The sequence below is a fragment of the Rhizobium sp. NXC24 genome (assembly GCF_002944315.1).
Lineage (GTDB): Bacteria > Pseudomonadota > Alphaproteobacteria > Rhizobiales > Rhizobiaceae > Rhizobium.
Genome location: NZ_CP024314.1, coordinates 1,734,118 through 1,752,887, shown reverse-complemented (window position 1 = coordinate 1,752,887; position 18,770 = coordinate 1,734,118). Strand labels below are relative to the sequence as shown.

General features: G+C 58.8%; 11 protein-coding genes and 2 pseudogenes. 11 read left to right on the top strand and 2 right to left on the bottom strand.

Going from position 1 to position 18,770, the window contains the following annotated elements; translation table 11 throughout:
• Window positions 1-151: 151 nt before the first annotated feature.
• Window positions 152-550, top strand: a pseudogene (locus tag NXC24_RS36065) (winged helix-turn-helix domain-containing protein); the annotation flags it as partial.
• Between the two features lie 129 nt (window positions 551-679).
• Window positions 680-1,474, top strand: a pseudogene (locus NXC24_RS32220) (ATP-binding cassette domain-containing protein); the annotation flags it as partial.
• A gap of 86 nt (window positions 1,475-1,560) precedes the next feature.
• Here the strand turns inward: NXC24_RS32220 and NXC24_RS32215 are convergent.
• Entirely contained in the window at window positions 1,561-1,887 is a 327-nt protein-coding gene (locus NXC24_RS32215; protein WP_104827332.1) for a DUF6665 family protein, read from the bottom strand.
• A gap of 401 nt (window positions 1,888-2,288) precedes the next feature.
• On the opposite strand from NXC24_RS32215, the gene NXC24_RS32210 reads away from it, so the two are divergent.
• Window positions 2,289-2,435 (top strand): DUF1127 domain-containing protein, encoded by a 147-nt coding sequence (locus tag NXC24_RS32210; protein WP_104827948.1) that lies wholly within the window; start codon window positions 2,289-2,291, stop codon window positions 2,433-2,435.
• 92 nt (window positions 2,436-2,527) lie between these two features.
• On the opposite strand, the gene NXC24_RS35635 is transcribed toward NXC24_RS32210, so the two are convergent.
• Entirely contained in the window at window positions 2,528-2,674 is a 147-nt protein-coding gene (locus NXC24_RS35635; RefSeq protein ID WP_199773631.1) for a hypothetical protein, read from the bottom strand.
• Window positions 2,675-3,235: 561 nt separating this feature from the next.
• Between NXC24_RS35635 and NXC24_RS32205 the strand changes: the two genes are divergently transcribed.
• The 8 genes from NXC24_RS32205 to NXC24_RS32180 all read left to right on the top strand — a co-directional run bounded on the left by NXC24_RS32205 (window position 3,236) and on the right by NXC24_RS32180 (window position 18,583).
• The gene (locus NXC24_RS32205) at window positions 3,236-3,907 is read left to right on the top strand and encodes an invasion associated locus B family protein (protein WP_104827331.1); all 672 of its coding nucleotides are present in this window, start codon (window positions 3,236-3,238) and stop codon (window positions 3,905-3,907) included.
• A 21-nt stretch (window positions 3,908-3,928) separates the two neighbouring features.
• On the top strand, window positions 3,929-5,677 hold the full coding sequence (locus tag NXC24_RS32200; protein WP_104827330.1) for a ShlB/FhaC/HecB family hemolysin secretion/activation protein: 1,749 nt from the start codon (window positions 3,929-3,931) through the stop codon (window positions 5,675-5,677).
• On the top strand, window positions 5,678-6,286 hold the full coding sequence (locus NXC24_RS32195) for a hypothetical protein (RefSeq protein ID WP_245464107.1): 609 nt from the start codon (window positions 5,678-5,680) through the stop codon (window positions 6,284-6,286).
• Window positions 6,287-6,712, top strand: a complete 426-nt coding sequence (locus tag NXC24_RS36325; RefSeq protein ID WP_348632773.1) for a hypothetical protein — start codon at window positions 6,287-6,289, stop codon at window positions 6,710-6,712.
• The gene (locus tag NXC24_RS32190; RefSeq protein ID WP_348632772.1) at window positions 6,705-16,769 is read left to right on the top strand and encodes a hemagglutinin repeat-containing protein; all 10,065 of its coding nucleotides are present in this window, start codon (window positions 6,705-6,707) and stop codon (window positions 16,767-16,769) included. The genes NXC24_RS36325 and NXC24_RS32190 overlap by 8 nt, the downstream gene beginning before the upstream one ends.
• 15 nt (window positions 16,770-16,784) lie before the next feature.
• Window positions 16,785-17,126, top strand: a complete 342-nt coding sequence (gene imm45 / locus NXC24_RS35365) for an Imm45 family immunity protein (RefSeq protein WP_158704603.1) — start codon at window positions 16,785-16,787, stop codon at window positions 17,124-17,126.
• Window positions 17,127-17,420: 294 nt separating this feature from the next.
• On the top strand, window positions 17,421-18,101 hold the full coding sequence (locus NXC24_RS32185; protein ID WP_104827329.1) for a hypothetical protein: 681 nt from the start codon (window positions 17,421-17,423) through the stop codon (window positions 18,099-18,101).
• 224 nt (window positions 18,102-18,325) lie between these two features.
• Window positions 18,326-18,583, top strand: a complete 258-nt coding sequence (locus NXC24_RS32180) for a hypothetical protein (protein ID WP_158704602.1) — start codon at window positions 18,326-18,328, stop codon at window positions 18,581-18,583.
• Window positions 18,584-18,770: the final 187 nt, after the last annotated feature.

Sequence of the window (18,770 nt, the reverse complement as noted above, 5' to 3'; positions counted from 1 at the left end):
TGCTATCAAAGCTGGGCGCTATTGCGCCCGGCTTAGCCGCTAAGGCTATCAGCCTTCGGTGAGCCTTTTGCTGCCGCCTCGACAAGAGATGTTCCGATGATAAAAGGCATCGGTGTTATCATGCGTCGAAATGTGACGAAGAAGAGGGTTCATGCGGCACTCCCGGTCAGATGTGCAAGGGCGCGCGCGCGTCGGACCTAACGTGCCGGCGACATCTAAGAAGGTGGGCCTTCGCTCGACTGAGATCGCCGATCGGAATTTCCGCGTCATCCTCGAAGCCATTCGCCGCTACGGTCCGTTGACGAGGCTCGAACTGGGACAGCGGACCGGACTGAGCGGGCCGGGCATCACCAATATATTGCGCCGGCTGAGCGATGACGGCCTCATCACATCCAGGCGGCGCAGGGATGCGGCCAAGGGGGCTTCGTCCACGGAATTTGCACTCAATCCGGATGGCGCCTTCTCGATCGGCGTCCGGCTGGGCGGGGCCTGCCCGGAAGCCGTGCTGATCGACCTCAGCGGTCAGATCCGAGAGCGGACGCAGCTCGACCAGACGATCGAGCTGCCGGCCGGCCTTGAAAAGGCGGCACGCGATCTTCTTGCCGGCAATAAGAGTATCGAGCAATCCGAGCTTGTTCATATAGCGATAGAGCGGCACCATGATCACCAGCGGTGAAATCCGCACGTGACGGTAGCACAGAACATGGGCTTTTCCCTGCGGCTGAAGCGCATGCCGCGGCCGGACATGAAGACGAGGGTCGATCGGGCGGCGCGCATTCTTGGCCTGGAGAGCCTGCTTGAACGCTATCCGAAACAGCTCTCCGGCGGCCAGCGCCAGCGCGTTGCCATGGGGCGCGCCATCGTGCGCGATCCGGCGGTGTTTCTCTTCGATGAGCCATTGTCGAACCTCGACGCGAAGCTGCGCGTCCAGATGCGTTCGGAAATCAAGGAGCTGCATCAACGCCTGAAGACGACGACGATCTACGTGACGCATGACCAGATCGAGGCGATGACCATGGCCGACAAGATCGTCGTCATGAAGGACGGCAAGATCGAGCAGATGGGCTCGCCGCTTGATCTCTACGATCAGCCGAGCAATCTCTTTGTTGCCGGCTTCATCGGCTCCCCGGCGATGAACTTTATCAAGGGCACGATGACGCAGGAGGGTTTTCGGACGGCCGATGGAATCCTGCTGCCGACGCTCAAAAAGCCCGAGAATGCCGCAACCTACGGCATCCGCCCGGAAAACATCCATCTCGATCCCCAGGGCATCGACATCAGCATCATCGTGCTGGAGCCGACTGGATCGGAAACGCTGATCATTGCCAAACTGGGCGAACAGACCATCACCTGCGTCTTCCGCGAGCGTATTCGTGCCAAGCCGGGAGAGATATTGCGGGTTTCGCCCGACATGTCGGCAATCCATCTCTTCGACGATGCCGGTGTGAACATACGCCACAGTCGCGTCCGATGATCTGGCCTGTGCAGGCGGAAGTTTGAGGCAATGCTGCCTGCACGAGAGGCTGCGCCTACGCGCTTATGTCGAAGATTCTGCCCGGTTTATCGGCGGATAACGCCGACCTTTGCGAGCACCTCGTTGGGGATCGCGTAACGTTGTATGATGTCGCGACCGTTTCGCAGACCGCAGATTTCGCGCTGGATGAAGAAGGCCCACACGGCGTCGGAAGCCTTATTGATAAGGTTCTCGCGTTCCGCATCGCTGTGGCGGGTTGCGTCCCATGCCCGCAACTCCGCAAGCGCGGACTCTACCTTCAGGCCGTTGCGACCAAGAGAAGCGGCGCGTTCGGACATGAGTTCGTATTCGAGAACATTGAAGCCGCCACTCGAATTGAACTGCCTCAGAGATTGCGGCGGACGAAGGCTCATGGATGAGTATCCTTTTGCTCTGCGATGATGTTAACCGATCATGTCCGGGAGATCGATAGGCCAGGCTTTTATGGTCCACCGGTGCTATGTTGTGGCAGGTATGCCGCAATCGCATGTCGACTATTCAAGCGTCGTAAGTGTGCAGTCAAAATTTGGCTCGCAGTCCAATTTGCGAAGCGTTTCGATCAATAATCGCGATCTTGCCATCGCGCCAAGCGCAATTTCCCATCTTTATCGTCTAAAAAATATGCGATCGTCTTAAAGATATGCGCTCATTGCAATGGTGCATTGACCGAACGGCCCTGTTAACCGGCGAGGGCGAGTCTTATATTCCAATCATCGAAAACACGGCGGCGCCCGGATGGCAGCCGCTTTTCCAAACCCGCAGAAAGGGGATGAACATGAGCGTAGCGCATTCCTTCAACAACTGGCGCAAGTATCGCCGGACCGTATCGGAACTCGGCCGCATGTCGAACCGCAGGCTGAACGATCTCGGTATCGAGCGCTCGGACATCCAGCGCATCGCTCGCGAAGCACTCGCACGGTAATATTGAATTCTCTCGCACGGTGACAGTGCGATGTTTGAACGCCCGCTCTCATACAGCGGGCGTTTTGCTTTATAAGGATGGCCGTATTCTCACTAGACCGGTTGGCCGAAAAGCTGGAAATATCCCCAGGCGGCAACGAAAACCGCAATCACGACGAGGATGACAAGCAACTTGCGTAGGCCGGGGCGCGGTGTCTTGGGCGGCTTAGGTCTCCGAAATTTGATGACATTGTCGTTCATTTGACCTCGGCTATCTGGCATTATGCAAGCTTCTCTTTCGCTCCAAATCCATGGGGCCATAGATAGAGCTGTAAGGCCCCCAAGAGCAACCCATTGCGAAACTGAAAGCGATGGCCGTAGCAGCCCCCTGTCAGATGGCACCTATCCTCTAATGCACCATGGCACGCGACTCTTGTTTCTGATGAAGGTAATCGCTAAGATTTTCGGCTTTTCACTCCATGAATGAGGAATGGAGCCGCAGCGCGAGCGCCCGGCTCCATTGTCTAACCACTGCGCTGAAATCGCCATTTAGTTGCAGTATCTTCCCGCGATCAGCGTGACAGCGGCGAATGGGCAACCATTGATGTTGCAAAATCAGCACGTTTCTCCAAAAACGAGCGCGAATTTGTGCGATGCACCCACTACTTTATGATGCACAAACCGGAATTCTGCTATTGACCTGCCTAGCTGATGATCAGCCGCGCAGAGTATTGAGCGCTGTTTCAAGAATTTGATAGTCCGTAAAAAAAGGGCAGGGGGCTCTCCTGCCTGATTGGAATTATTGCTTTCAGGAAGGTTTGCATGACGTTTTCGGCTGTGGCTAAGGCATTTTCCGTCAAAACCCTCGCATCGACGCTCCTCGTTTCGGCGTTCTGTTCATCGTCCGGCCTTGCTCAAGAACAGCCGGCTGCGCCCGCGAATACGGACGCCCAGCAGAAGCCCGCCGAAGCTGCAAATAACTCGCAGCCGCCGGTTCCGCAGGCGCGCGTTCAGAAGTTCGACGACTGGTACTATCGCTGTATCGATGGCAAGGCGGCCGATGGTTCGGCGGCCACGCATTGCGAAGTCGCGCAGATCGCCACGGTCAAGCAGGGTGACCAGGACGTCAATATCCTGACGCTTGCGATCGCGAAGGTAACGGACGAGCCGGCAACACCGAACAAGAAGGCAGCAAAGCAGCCGGCAAGCGAATTGGTTCTGACGGCGCTCGTGCCGCTCAACATGTACATTCCAGCGGGTCTTGGCATCTATGCCGCCGACAAGCCTGTGGTGCAGCTCGCCTACCGCAACTGCAATCAGGCCGGCTGCTGGTCGCAGCAGAAGCTGGACGGCAAGATGGTTGCGGCGCTGACCAAGGCTTCCGATGGCACCGGCCACGTACAGATGATGAATGGCCAGAAGGTCAACATCAAGTTCTCGCTGAAGGGATTGCCGGCGGCGCTGGATGCGCTGCAGAAGGCCGCTTCCAACTAAGGCCGGTCGGACACGCTTATTATGTCAATCCGGCGAGCAGCTTCCGCCCTAGATCGCATCGGTTTGGCCGCCAGTGCTCTGCTGGCGGTGACTTTTACTGCCTCCATAGCGGCCGCCCAGACACCCAATGCAGATTTCGCACGCCGGCAGGCGCAAGAGGCGGAACAGCAGCGCCTCAAGGCCCTCGGTGAGATGACCCCGAAACCAGCTCCGGCCGAGGCTCAAACGCCGCCCGCAGCGGGCGGCAAAAAGGCTGGTCCCTGTTTCGAGATCAATCGTATCGATGTTGAAGGTGTCACCAAGTTCCCGGCCAGTGTCATCGGCAAGATCACGGCACCGTATGCGAACCGCTGTATCGGTGTCGGCGAGATCAATGCGCTGCTGCGGGACCTGACGCAGCTTTATCTCGACAAGGGTTTCGTGAGCTCGCGCGTCTACGTGCCGGCGCAGGACATCGCCAAGACCAAGGCGCTGCGCCTGGTCGCCGTCGAGGGCACGCTTGCCGACATCTACATCAACGGCAAGCCGGCTCCGGGTTCCGGCATGCTTGCCACCGCCTTTGCCGGCCTAAAGGACCATATCGTCAATCTGCGCGGCATCGAGCAGGGTCTCGACCAGATCAACCGCCTGACCTCCAACAACGCCAAGACGGCGATGCTGCCTGGCAAAACCGACGGCACGTCGATCCTCAATATCGAGAACAAGCCAAGCCATCCCTGGCACCTCTCGGTCGGCAACAGCAATCTCGGCGAGGAACAGACGGGATATTCCAAGAGCTCGGCCTCGGTCGGCTATGACAACCTCTTCGGCATCAACGATCAATGGAACTTGGCCTATGAGCGAACCGGGCCGGACTACCCGTGGCGGGACGACGGCCAGGGGAGGAGCAACAGCTATTCCGGCAATACCAGTGTGCCTTACGGGTACTGGACGTTTTCGGTCAACGGCTCCTGGTATGAATACAATAGCTCCGTGCCTGGGAATTTCGGCACCCTGCAGACATCGGGCGATTCCAAGCAGCTCGGCATTGGTGCCGACCGCGTCATCCTCCGCGACAAGGATTCGATCACGACCTTCAACAGCGGCCTGACCTACAAGGAAACCAACAATTTCCTGCTCGGCAGCAAGATCGAGGTTGGCAGCCGCAAATATACCGTCGGCGATCTCGGCATCTCGCATTCGCGCCGCATGCTCGGCGGGCTCTGGGTCTTCGACCTTTCCTACAGCCAGGGACTGAACCTCTTCGACGCCGTCGACCCCGGTGATGTCGGAGCCGGCGATGCCGATCCGCGCTTCTCGAAGTTCACCGGTACGATTACCGCGACGAAGCCCATCGAAGTGGCTGGTCAGCACTTCGAGATCGATTCGCTCGTAACCGGCCAATATTCCCCCGACAACCTGTTCGGCGCGGAGCAGATCTCGGTCGGCGGCTATTCCACCGTGCGCGGCACGAGAGAGACCATGCTGTTCGGCAACAACGGCTTCTTTGTCCGCAACGACCTGGTCTGGCGGACGCAGCCTTTTGCCGGCAATGGCGAACTTGCCAAGATCCTTGGAGAGTTCCGGCCCTATCTCGGGCTCGATTACGGGCGCATCGCCTCGCAGGCCCGCTCTCGCATCGAGGGCGGCGACATGTTCGGCTGGACGGTGGGAGCCAAGCTCGCCGGCGGCTACGTCAATTTCGACATGGGTTATTCGGATGTCCTCGGCGGCACGGTCAGCCGGCGCGACACCGGGCTTTTGTTCGTCAGTACATCGGTGAAGTGGTGAATGAGAAAGGTAATCAAGGTGAAAGACAACAATAAAAGGCTGCAGCGCGGAACGGTCAGAGCCCTGTTTGTCGCGGCTCTTATGGGTTCCGCTGTCGGGACCGGATGCACCACGCAAGATCCACGCCTCACCGCAGCGCTTGGCACCGCCAGTATCGCTGATGTCCGTATAGAAGTGGCGCCCGATCTGAGGATGGGAGCACCTCTGATGAACGGTGACACGCGGGAATCCCAGGTCGCGCTTGTGTCGCGCGTCCTGCAGCAAAGACTTGCGCAGGATCTGAAGGGCTATCCAGGGGGTAAAATTCCCGCGAGGTTGATTGTTACCCTTCATGATCTGGATGTGGCGTCGGCTCCCGGCAGAATTATCGCAGGTAACAACAGCTTTATCGATGGAACCGTCCGCCTTGAGGACATGCGCACCGGCAACTTGATCGCGCAGGCCCAAGAGATACGCGCCGGCGACATGACAGTCCGCGGCAATGGGTTAGCTCTCCTCCCTGCGATGGTCATCAATGCGGCTGTCACACCCAATCAAACCGCAGTGGCAACCCAACTGGCCGAAACATTTATGAAGCAGGTGAAGGCGTGGCTGACGCCACGAAAGTAGTTGGCAAAAAATCCGAAGCGAGCAGGAAACGTTCAACAGGACAGGGCGATGACCAGGACGTCAGCATCTATTTCAAGCGGCGGAAATGACGAGGTAAGTGCCGATCGCTCGGGCAGATTTGCCCGCAAAACAGTTGCGATCTTGCTGAGCAGCCTGCTTATCTTCCAGCCCATGCTGGCCAATGCCCAGTCCGTCTCCGCAAGTACGACGGCGCCAACGGCCAATCAGCCAGGTGTCGGTACCGCGTCAAACGGCGTGCCGCTGATTGATATCGTCACGCCGAACAGCACGGGGCTATCTCACAATAAATACAATGACCTGAATGTCGGCACACAGGGCCTGATCCTCAATAACTTCAACGGCGAGGTTGGCACGTCGAATCTCGGCGGTGTCACCCCCAGGGCCGGCCTCGGTCATTTTGAATGAGGTAACCAGCGGCAATCGCTCGGCACTCAACGGCCCCACCGAAGTCTTCGGCACCAAGGCCGATGTCATCATCGCCAACCCTAATGGGATCTCGTGCTCCGGGTGTGGCTTTATCAATACGCCTCATGCGACGCTGACCACGGGTGTTCCGAATATCGGCACCGACGGAAGTCTCACCGGCTTCACCGTCAATGGCGGCGATGTCACCTTCGAAGGGGTAGGGGGCAACTTCGCAGTCAGCCCCGGTGCTGTCGATCTTTTCGATGTCGTTGCGCGCAACATCCACGTCAATGCGCCGATCTATGGCAAGACCATCCGGCTGACGGGCGGTGCGAGCCAATACAACTATGCGACCGGCGAGGCGACCGCGCTGACCGCCACCTCCGGCACACCGGAATACGCGATCGATGGCACCGCGCTTGGCGCGATGCAGGCCGACCGCATCAAGATTGTCGTCACGGAAAAAGGTGCCGGTGTCAACATGAGCGGCGACATGGCCGCCAATGCCGGCGAGCTGTCGCTGTCGGCCGACGGCAAGATCTCGATCGGCAATGCGTCGGGCAGCCAGGGCGTCAGCATCACCTCGAAGAAGAAGGTGACGGCGGCCAAGGTGACATCGCAGCAGAAGGTTGCGATCCAGGCCGACCAAGGCATCACGCTGCAGTCTGTGGCAGCCGACAGCGATATCGTTCTGTCCAGTGGTGCTGGTCTGCTCAGCGTTTCCGGCGATGTCAACAGCGGCACCGTCGTGCAAATGACTTCGGACGGGGGTATTGCCGCTGGCAGCGTCACGGCGGGCAGTGGTGCCGCTACGCTTTCGGCTACCTCCGGGGATGTGACGATTGCTGGTGCTGCCAACAGTGCCGGTGACCTCAATCTGACGGCGACGGCGGGCTCGATCTCGGCCGCCTCTCTGCTGAGCAACCAAAACATCGCGCTGAATGCCGGTCTCGACATTGCCGTCGCCGGCAACGTGCTGGCGCAAGGCAATGTCACCGCCATTGGCCGCGCGGTTTCCACGGGCTTGGTCGTCGCAGGTATCGATGTTGCCGCAACCAGCGCCGATCCGAGTGGTAACGTGGTGCTCGGCTCGACCGGCGACCTCAGCCTGACGGCGACAGGTGGCGATATTGCCACGGGCAATCTCCTGTCGGCTGGAGTCTTGAATGCCAGTGCCAGCGGTAGCATGAGCGCTGGCAGCCTCCAGTCGACCAACGACCTTACCGTGACCGCTGCGTCGCTGACGGCAAGTGCTGTCACTTCGGATGGGACGGTCACTATCAACGCCGCGACAAATGTGAGCGGCCAAGTCCTTGCTGCGAGTAACATCCTGATCTCGGGTTCTGCGATCTCGGTCGGGGCCATTGTCTCTGGGGTCGACTTTGCGCAAACCGCTGCGAACGGCGGCAATCTCGTCCTCGGCAGCGCCGGCGACATGACGCTGACCGCCTCCGGCAATCTGTCAGCCAACACGCTGCTTGCGGCCGGAACGACTTCCGCCACATCCACCGATCTCACTGTCGGCAATGTAACCGGCCACGGTGATGTAACCCTTGCCGCTAGCAATAGCCTGACCGCAACCGGCCAGGTTCTGGGAGCGGGCAACGTCTCGCTTACGGGCGGCACGGTTACGGCCAATGAGATTGTCGGCGGTCTGGACTTCGCGGCAACCGAAGCCAGTGGTGGCAATATCACGCTCGGCTCGGCTGGTGATCTGACGTTGCAAGCCTCCGGAAGTCTCACGGCCAATGCCCTGATTGCAGCCGGCACCATCACCGCCACCGCCGCAGATCTCAGTCTTGGCAGCGTCACCGGCCACACGAATATCGCGCTGACCGGCAATTCCAGCCTGACCGCGACCGGTCAGATCCTTGGTGCCGACGACATTACCCTTTCAGGCGGCACGGTCACGACCGGTGAGGTGGTAACTGGTGTTGATTTTGCCGCCATGGCGCAATCCTCGACTGGCGCTATCGTCATCGGCTCGGCTGGTGACCTGGTCATCAACGCCACGAGTGCAAGCACAGGACCACTACTTGTTGCTGGCGATCTCGACGTGACAGGTGGTTCGTTCACAGCCTCGGACATCACAGGCCACGGCGATGTCACGGTCAACGCCACTGCGACCATAACCGGTACACTCCTTGCCGCCGGCAATGTCGACATAACCGGCGCGAGCATTACCGCTGACACGCTTGTCTCCGGCGTCGACTTCGCCGCCACCAGTGCCGATCCGAGCGGTAGCGTTGTGCTTGGCTCGGCCGGCGCGCTGACGCTCAAGGCCACCGCCGGCAATATCAATGCCGCCAGCCTGCTGTCGGCCGAAGGTATCACGCTGACCGCCAGCGGTAGCATCGGCAATAGCGTCGCCACGAATGCGGTTGCGCACCAAAAGCTGACGATGACGGCTGGCGGTACGATTGCCCTTGCCGGCCAGTCGATGGCGGCGGGCAATGTCACCCTGCAGGGCCAGTCGATCTCAGCCGCAAGCCTGGTGTCTGGTGTCGATTTCACCGCCACCAGTGCATCGACGAGCGGGGCGCTGATGCTCGCGCAGGGCAGCAGCCAATCCGGCACCATGACGCTCACCGCGACGAACGGCGATGTCACCGCCAGCAATGCGCTGCTGTCCGGTGGCGATCTCACCGCTACGGCAAGCGGCGGCATCAGCTACGCGTTGCTGCAGAGCCTTGCCAGCGCCTCGCTGACCGCGCCGGGCAGCATCAGCTATACCAACAACAGCAATGTCACCGGCAATTTGACGATCGATACCGGCACGATCGATCTTTCCGGGACGCGCGGCGCCAATCTCGCTGTCGGCGGCACCCTGGCCGTCACGGCGACGTCCGCGAACCTGACCGGAAGCAGCCTGGTCCTTGGCGGCTTGACGCTCGATCTCACCGGTCAGGCCGATCTGACCGGCGCTGAGGTGAACACGGTCACGAATGCCGGTGGCTCCGGCGATATCGTGATCACCGCAGGCGGCATGACCACAAGCAGTGCCACGACGCTGCTGGCCGCCCATGACCTGACGCTGACCCTGTCAGCGCAATCGCCTGCGATTGTCGCGACGACGCTCTCCAACAGCGGACAGATTGCCGCCGCAAACAACCTGACCATCAATACCAGCGGCGATGTCACCAATACGGCGACTGGTCTGCTCTATGCCGGGAACGACGCGTCCCTGCTGGTCGCGGGAACGCTGACCAACAATCAGGGCGCCATTCTCGCCGGCAATGACCTGACGATCGCGGGCAGCTCGCTCAGTCAGCGCAACGCTGCGACCACAAATATCTCCGGCCTTATCCAGGCTGGCGGCGACATGTCGATCCTGACATCCAATCTGACCAACGAGCGCCTGACGACGCCGACCTGGACGACGGGCGTACTCATCTCGTCCGGTTCCGTTGTCGGCACCTTCGTGCTCAATCCAGCTGTCGCGGGCCAGCCGTTCGCCTATCTGGAATCGACCGACCAGAATATGTTCCAGCTTTACGCAGGGGTCGATCCGGGACTGTTTTCCGATTACCAGCCGCTACTCTGGTCGCAGGCGACGCTCGCCGACGGCACGAGCTATCATGCCTGGACCTGGATCAGCGCCAACGGGCCGACGGAAGTTGGGCCGATCTATGATTGGATCCTGGCGAGAGTACCGAAGGATGCCAACGGCAATCCGGTGCTCGATGCGAACAATCCATCCCGATACTTCATTGTCGACGAAGTCATCAATGGCGGTTCGGACGCTAGCACGACCTACACCTGGGACGGCAGTGCCAATATCAGCCAATCGGTCTACGAGGACCAGTTCACCAGTGCGTTGAGCCCGGAAGCGGTAATCCGCGCCGGCGGCAATCTCACCGTCGATGCCACCAATCTCACCAACTCCTATAGCCGGATCGAAGCGGGCGGCAATGCGACGCTCAGCGGATCGACGCTTACCAACCAGGGTGTCGTCCTTAACCGCACCACGACGCTGACCTGTAATGCCCAGGGTGCCTGCACGGCCTACAATGCTGATGGCACAGCCGATCCGTCGCACAATATCGCCAATGGCACGTCGATCGTGTCGGGATCACAGGTCATCGGCGGTGCGGCCGGTACCCTCAAGGCGGCCGGCGCATTGACCCTCAACTTTGGCACGGTCAACAACTCCTCCCTCGGTTCGACGAGTGGTGGCGCGGCCGTCAGTGCGGCATCGACATCAAGCAATCCGCTGTCGGCCCTCAGCGGCATGACCGCTGGCGGTGCCCTGTTCACGGTCAACAGTGTGCTCTCCAGCGTCGCCGGCAATAGTTCACTGACCACAAGCGGCGGCTTGACCGCCGCACTTGGCAATCTCACCCAGATCTCCGCCGCGAACGTGGCTCAACTCGCGGCACTCGCCAAGCCGCAGTCGGGCGGTGTCGGCGGCACCATTCCTGGCCAAGCCTTCATCTTCGAAACCCGCGCGGCCTTTCTTGATGTCTCGAAGTTCTACGGCTCGGCCTATTTCCTGAACCGCGCCGGTTATGATCCCGAGACGAACATTCCGTTCCTCGGCGATGCCTATTTCGACAACCAGTTGGTCGACACCCAACTGCGGCAACTGGTCGGCGACGGGCTCGGAAACGGCTCCTTCATTCCCGGCAACAGCGCCATCGAGCAGATGAAGTCGTTGCTGGACAATGGCGCTGCTTACGCAGAAGCCAACGGCCTTGCCTTCGGCGAGGGACTGACGCCCGAACAGGCAGCCAATCTGAAGCAGTCTATCGTCCTCTACCAGGCCCAGACCGTCAACGGGGTTCAGGTAATGGCTCCGGTCGTCTACCTGTCGGCCGCCGACCGCGCCAAGGCGGGCACGTCGGCCGGCGCGATGATCGCTGGCAACACGGTCGATCTCAACGCCACTGATGTCAACAATTCCGGCGCCGTGGCAGCAGCCGGCGGTCTTAATGTCGCCGCCAGCACGATCAAGTCGACCGGCACCTTCTATGCTGGCGGCAACCTGAATCTGACCGCCTCGAACGGCATCACACTCGCCGCCCAGACGATGACTATCGGCGGCCAGAATGTCGTCAACCGGAATGCCGGCGTGTCGGCCGGTGGCAATGTCCAGCTTGCCGCCGACAACAGCGACCTCAATCTCCAGGGCGCCAGCGTCAAGGCGGGCGGCTCGGCCCAGCTTTCCGGCAACAATGTCACCCTTGGCGCGGTCAAGGTCGACAATGGCGGCCAGCAAAATGCGACCGGCGCACGCGTCACCGCCGGGGGTAACCTTGCTATTGCCGCCAACAACGATGTCAACGTCATCGGCTCCTCCGCCAAATCAGGCGGCAATCTCTCGGTGACTGCCAACAATGGCGCGGTCAATGTCGTTTCGACCGATGTCGCCCGTCGCACGAACGACGGCTACACCAAGACCGCAGGCACCGACCAGCAGGCTTCGCAACTCTCGGCCGACGGCAATCTGCAGATCAATGCCAATACTGGCGTCCTGATCTCCGGCTCTGACCTGACGGCCAAGGGCGATGTCGGCCTGACCTCCAACGGCGACATCAACGTCACCACCTCGCAGAACCAATCAAGCTCGACTTTCGGCAAAAACTCAGCGTCTTCGCTCACCCATAACGGCTCGACCATCACGGCTGGTGGCGATCTCGTCGCGAAGTCCAACAACGACATCAACGTCATCGGCTCGACGATGGCGGCCGACGGCACCCTTGGCCTGCAGGCGAAAAACAATGTCACCATCGCCGAGGCGACCGATAGCGCTACCCTCGATGTCAAGAGCTCCACCAAGAAGAGTGGTTTCCTCGGCTCGACCAAGGAGAATGCCTCCGGCCACCTTGAGACCACGACGGAGGTGGGATCCTCGGTCTCTGGCAAGGGCAATGTCACCATTATCTCCGGTGGCGACACGACCGTCTCGGCCTCCAAGGTGACGGCGGGTGACGTCACGCATACATCGGATCTCAATATTCAGACCGTCGGCAATCTCATCGTCACCGCTGGCAAGGATACCGAAACCGAAAACGACAAATCAAAGCGCAAGGGTTTCCTGCGCAGCGGCAGCTCAAGCTATGACGCTTACAATGAGACGACCGTTGGATCGCAGCTCTCGGCCTCGGGCGATGTCAACCTGGACGCCGGCAAGGCGGCCGCCATCGTCGGCTCGAAGGTCAATGCCGACGGTTCGCTCAACGTCTCCGGCGAGAGCGTTTCCATCATCGGCGCACAGGAGAACCATCAGTCCGACAGCCAGCGTAAAGATTCCGGCCTGTTCGTCGGCTCCGGCGGCGGCTTCATCTCGCTCTATGGCAAAAACGAAAAGCAGGGCGAGCAATCCTCCACGGACAATGTCGGGTCCACGCTTTCGGCCGGTCAGGACGTCAATCTGACGGCCAAAGCAACCGACGTGAACATCATGGGTTCGTCGGTCAGTGCCGATCAGGATATCAACCTGTCGGCAGCCCGTGATGTCAATGTCACCCCAGGCGCCGAGAGTTCGTCGCAGTCCGAACAGCAGAAGAAATCCGGGTTTGGTCTCGCCTTCTCCACAGGCGGCGGTGGCTTCTCCATTGGTATCGGAGCGCAGTCGACGAAGGACAGCAGCGCGGAGCAGTCCGACACCAACGCCATGTCAACACTCTCGGCCGGACGTGATCTCAATGTTTCGGCGGGTCGTGATGTCAACTTTCAGGCGACCAGCGCGTCGGCCGAGCGTGATGTCAATCTCTTTGCCAAGAACGACATCAACCTTCTCTCGGCCAACGATGTCACAAATTATCAGGAGGTTCACGAGAAGACCTTCGCTGGTGTGACCCTGACGGTTTCGAGCAAGGTGGGGAAGGCGGCTCAGAGCATCTATAACTCGGCCGAGCGGCTCAGCGACAGTGGAGGCGTCAACGCCGTCACCAATACGGCCATTGCCGCTCTGGGCTTCTATCAGGGCTATGAAGACCTGAAGAGCGCTAATCAGCAGCTCAACAGTAAAGATGGTCTTGCCTTGGATGTCTCGCTCTCCGCCGGCATCAGCCATCAGCAAAGCAGCTCCTCGTCGTCGTCTACGACACCGGTCGTAACTAACATCCGCGCCGGCCGCTCGATCACAATGGCGGCGCAAGACGGTTCGATCACCAGTGATGGTGCGCAGATTTCGGCAGGGTACGGCAAAGATGGCTTGCCCACTGTCTCCAGCGATCCCTTGACCGGTGACATCTTCCTGTCGGCACAAAACGGCGACATCAATCTCAATGCAGCCACCGGCACGTCAGATTCATCAAGCTCCAACAGCTCTTGGAGCGCGGGCATCGGCGTCGGCTTCTCCTGCGGCACGAAGAGCGGCTGCGATAAAACTGGCGTTTACGCCAGTGCCTCCTATGGTGAAGGTGGAAGCGGTACAACCACCGTCACCCACACCAACACTCATGTTGATGGAACGGGTGATGTCACCATCCTCACCAATGACCTTCTCCTGAAAGGCGCGACCGTTGCCGGGAACTCTGTCACCGCAGACGTCAAGAACCTTACGATCGAAAGTCAGGTTGATACGGGCAAGGCCAGCGCCAATCAGCTCAACCTTTCCGGCTCGATTGGTACCGGAAGCTTTAGTGTCTCGGGTGTGACGCAAAATGCAAGCGGTGACGCGGCGATGGTCTCCGAGCAGTCCGGCATTCATGCGGGCGCGGGCGGCCTCGATATCAATGTCGCCGGTCAAACATCGCTCATCGGTGGCCTGATTACCAGCGGCGCGGCGGCCGATCAAAACCACTTTGCCACCGGTACGCTGACGGTTGCCGATATCGATACTCACTCGACCTGGAAGGCCGAGACCTACGGCGGCTCGATCGGCACGAGCGGCCTCTCCATCGCACCACCAGTCAAGGACGGTGAGAACAAGACCGGTCAGGCCCTGTCGGCGATCGGCGGTAATATCGGCATCACCATCACCGATCCTACCCATCAGGTCCTGGACATCGCCACCATCCGCCGCGATACTGAAAACACCAACACCTCACTGCCCAGCTTGCCGGACCTGCAGAACATCTTACGGAACCAATACAAGACCCAGGCCGATCTTCAGGAAGCGCAGAAGACGATGGCGGGATTGGTGGGGACGATCGCCGATCAGCTTGAAGCGCAAGCTCTGGCTGCGCGGCATCCGGAGGATGCCGCGTATTGGGAAGAGGGTGGTGCCGGCCGCGCACTACTACACGCCATCGGCGGCGGTCTGCTTGGTGGCGTCAACGGCTGGGAGGGAGCGCTCAAAGGCGCCCTCGGCGGCGCGGCCTCGACTTTGCTCGCGCCGGCGATCGCAGATCTCGTTAAGGGCATGCTGAAGGACAGCACATTGTCGGCCGCAGACAAGCAGACCCTTGCCACGCTGCTCGGTGCCAGCTTGAGTGCGGCCGCCGGTGGTATAGTTGGCGGAGGTGAAGGTGCCGCCTATGGGGCGGCCAACTTCCAGTACAATTACCTGGCACAGAACAAGGCGCGTTCTCGTGTTGTGGCAAAAGCAAAGCTGGCGGAATGCCAGGACAGTGGAACCTGCTCTGATGCGCAGATCACCAAATACCAGTCTATGGTCGATCAATACGATCAAGAGGACAGACAGACCGATCAGCAGCTCAAGACAGCATGTGATGCGGCACCAAAGGGACCCGCTTGCGTATCGGCCATCAAGGATGCGCTGATCGCTGCGGAATACTATGTATCATCGGACTATCTTTCGACACTCATGGATTTGCCCGACAACGGGTATCGTGAAATCGAGGACGAAATTCTCAGCGGTCATTTTGAGGGGACCGCAAACCAAGCGCTCAAGCAGGCGGTGTATGACGAACGCCAGAGCATCATCGCGCTGCTGCAGCAATATCGACCGTCTGTGGCGGAGACGTGGAAACAGATTGGCTATGATAGTATCGCCCAGCTCGTCATCGCTGGTGCCTCCCTCGGGCTCGAAGTATATGCCGGTGGTGGAACCAACGCAGGGAAGGCGATTGAAGGGGAAGGCGCTTGCGCTGGAGGCACGTGCTCAACGGGCTGCTCCTTTGATGCTTCGACCTTGGTCAAGACGGTCGATGGCTTCACGGCGATCAGCCGAATTCGTCCAGGAAAGACACTCGTCTGGTCACAAGATGAACAGGGTCACGCAGCCTATAAGCTAACGCTTGCGAGGATCACCGAGAAACATACGGAAACCTTACGTCTCACTGTGAGGTCGGATGCAACTGGAGCGCGTCAAACAATTACTACGACGACGAACCATCCGTTCTTCGCTGTCCTCTCGGAGGGTAGGACTGTCCCGGTATCACTGCCGGAAGGTCACCTATATCAGGGGGCAATTAAAAACGGCGCGTGGGTAGCCGCCCACGACCTGCGTCCAGGCGAAAAATTGTTTAATGCCGACGGAGGCTGGAGTTCGGTTGTCAACGTCCGCGTCGAGGATAAGTCGTTCGACGCCTACAATCTGACGATTGCAGATTTTCATACTTATTTTGTCAAGCAGGCAGGCAACGACCAAGCGGAACCAGTATGGGTACACAACGAGTGTTTGGGACCCAGCAAACCTTCAGGCGCATATAGTTTGGCGGACGAAGTGATTGATACTGTTAGTGGGTTGGCCCTGAAGGATGGCATTCAGGAGATTAACACGTACTACGTCAACGGCGAGCAGCGATTTGCTGTCCAAGGGGCGGATGGCCAATGGTATCGCGTGGCACAAGCGACAGATGGAAATTGGAGCGTTTACCAACCCCCAGCTTCGACAATTCCATCCTCTACCGATTTCTACTCGTCGCTGCAGAATTTGGCGCCAAATGAAAGGGTAGCTAAAATTAATACCATTACCAGACAGGTGGCCGATGCCAACGGTTGGACGAAATCGACAACGATCTCTGCGGCAAACAATAGAACGGTATATCAGGCGCAAGACGGGACCCTATATGCAGTTGACACAGCTCACGGCTCATTCGAAGTGTTGAATTCCAGGGGCGTGCATCAGGGCGAAATTCGAATCGATGGCTCCGAGTTGGACACCGCTGATCTTAGCGGGGGGCACGATCTAATAATCCCGTGACGCAGAGGACCGACAATGTCAGAAATGTGGAAAAGAATATCTGAATGCCCAGACTGCCTCTTTTACAAAGGCACGGTATTTCGATTTCCTGCCGCTTATCCCTATGAAAAGATCGTAGAATTTATGCTTGTTCTCTCCGATAGCCAAGACGGTTTAAAAGTTGTCGTTCGGTCCGGTTATAAAGCGGGACACATAGTTGCTAATCTGCCGTCAAACGCGATGGCACCAAATAAGATCGCTTTGTACGGAAGTTGGATCGTTGAGAACTGGCAGACGTGGTTTTATCCGGAGGGCGATCCTGCAGTGGTTCTGGCGCGTCATATTCCGCATGTTCCAGAAGACATGCTGGAATCGTGACAGATCTGACAAGCTAGGCAACGATTGCACGTTCATTTTAACGATTCGAATCGTGAGAAGCCGTCGCAGCCGAGGCGGAGGAGTGCCAAACTTCGCTAATCTACCACAACTCGCGAAACGCGATATTAGTCAAGCTTGTTGAAGCCCTGGGCAGTGTATCGCGGGTCCAACAGCGGGGTTGCAACTTCACTTGGTCGCGCGCAAGAACGTGCCCGCAAGATTAGTGGGATGTCAGGTCGGCATGGTTTCAAGACGTGCTGCCGCCCCTGCCGTGGTTATTAAAAGGATATTGGAATGCGCTTTGCCCTATTGGCATTTATTGGGCTCGGTTCGGTTATCAGCCTGCTGAGTGGATGCGCTGGGAGTACTGATCCGGCCAAAACCGCCGCTCAACAACAGGCAGTGTCCGCTCAGATACTCGCGAATAAAAACCGGAAGGGTGCGTTGCTTCTCCTCCGTATTTACGAGCCGGGTCTGTTCGCTGACCAGCCATGTTTCGGAGGCATCCGCCTGCGCAGGCTTGGCAGTGGAGTGCCCGACGACAAGGCCGAGGTCGTCGATCTTGGTGGTGCGCGCCGCATGTTTTTGCCTAAGGAGACGAAGGCCGAGGGCAAGAAGGCAGGTTTCCTCAACAACGTTCCGGACGCCAATACATATGAGGATTCCTTCTACCCGATTGCATCTGGCCGTTACGTGATCACAAAAATTCGCTGCCAATACGGTGCGCCCATTGTTGAGCTCGAAGGCGGACACGATGACGATGGATTATTTAGTCACGTCACGCCCTTTGCTGGGGCGAGCACGATCACGATCGGCCAAGGCCAGATCGTCGACGCTGGCTATGCGCACTTCGAAGGGAAGCGCGACGAGCCGACTGTGGTCGCAACCGAAGCTTCGGCTACCGAGCGCGAGTTCATGAAAAAAGTTATCCCGGAAGTGTATCCGGCGATTACGTTCAAGAAATTTGGTGAATAGGCGATCCAGGTTCGGAAGGAATGAGCCGCCTGCTTTGTGGTAGTCGGCGGGCTGGCGCAGGCGAACGCGGGTTTGCGTCTGAAAGTTGGCATTTTGGTAGTCGGGGGATCGTTAGGTACCATCTCCTATGGATCGCGCCGATCGCATGTTGCGTGATGTCAACACTTTCGTCGCCAACATAATGGCACCAGCCATTCTGGTGGTCGCAGTCCTATGGTGCATAATTGGGTGATCCCGAGATAATTGAAGCTGATATGCGGCCGGTAATTTTTTGCTCAATGCAAGAAGTGGCAGATATTATGTTCATATCGGACGAGAACCAATTTCTGGCTACTTTCCAGAATGCTGCCAAAGAAGAGTTCAAAGGATGGTCGTTACGCGAGGTAAGAAGGTCAACGGCCGCCGAGGGGGTGGGGCGTGCCTATCCCCTGGACATAAACGATCTGTTGCCATGGTGGGCGGATATTCGCGACGCCAAATGAAAGCGCGGTTGATCGGGGGCTTGCCCGATTTAAGGAAATGTCCCGATAGCCGTTGGTGGCAGCAGAGATTCGGCGAATGAGCCCTTGGTCGGTGAGAAACCTCACGATGCAAGAATATTGCCGTTCGCGTCGTACACATCGCAATGATAGTGGCCAAAGGCATTCCAAAGCACGTTGAACGCGGGGC

What these genes read in the sequence shown, in the direction of transcription:
- imm45 (WP_158704603.1), top strand. Translation starts at nt 16,785, where the DNA reads ATGTCAGAAATGTGGAAAAGAATATCTGAATGCCCAGACTGCCTCTTT.
- NXC24_RS32215 (WP_104827332.1), bottom strand. Translation starts at nt 1,887, where the DNA reads ATGAGCCTTCGTCCGCCGCAATCTCTGAGGCAGTTCAATTCGAGTGGC.
- NXC24_RS32205 (WP_104827331.1), top strand. Translation starts at nt 3,236, where the DNA reads ATGACGTTTTCGGCTGTGGCTAAGGCATTTTCCGTCAAAACCCTCGCA.
- NXC24_RS32210 (WP_104827948.1), top strand. Translation starts at nt 2,289, where the DNA reads ATGAGCGTAGCGCATTCCTTCAACAACTGGCGCAAGTATCGCCGGACC.
- NXC24_RS32195 (WP_245464107.1), top strand. Translation starts at nt 5,678, where the DNA reads ATGAGAAAGGTAATCAAGGTGAAAGACAACAATAAAAGGCTGCAGCGC.
- NXC24_RS32200 (WP_104827330.1), top strand. Translation starts at nt 3,929, where the DNA reads ATGTCAATCCGGCGAGCAGCTTCCGCCCTAGATCGCATCGGTTTGGCC.
- NXC24_RS32185 (WP_104827329.1), top strand. Translation starts at nt 17,421, where the DNA reads ATGCGCTTTGCCCTATTGGCATTTATTGGGCTCGGTTCGGTTATCAGC.
- NXC24_RS35635 (WP_199773631.1), bottom strand. Translation starts at nt 2,674, where the DNA reads ATGAACGACAATGTCATCAAATTTCGGAGACCTAAGCCGCCCAAGACA.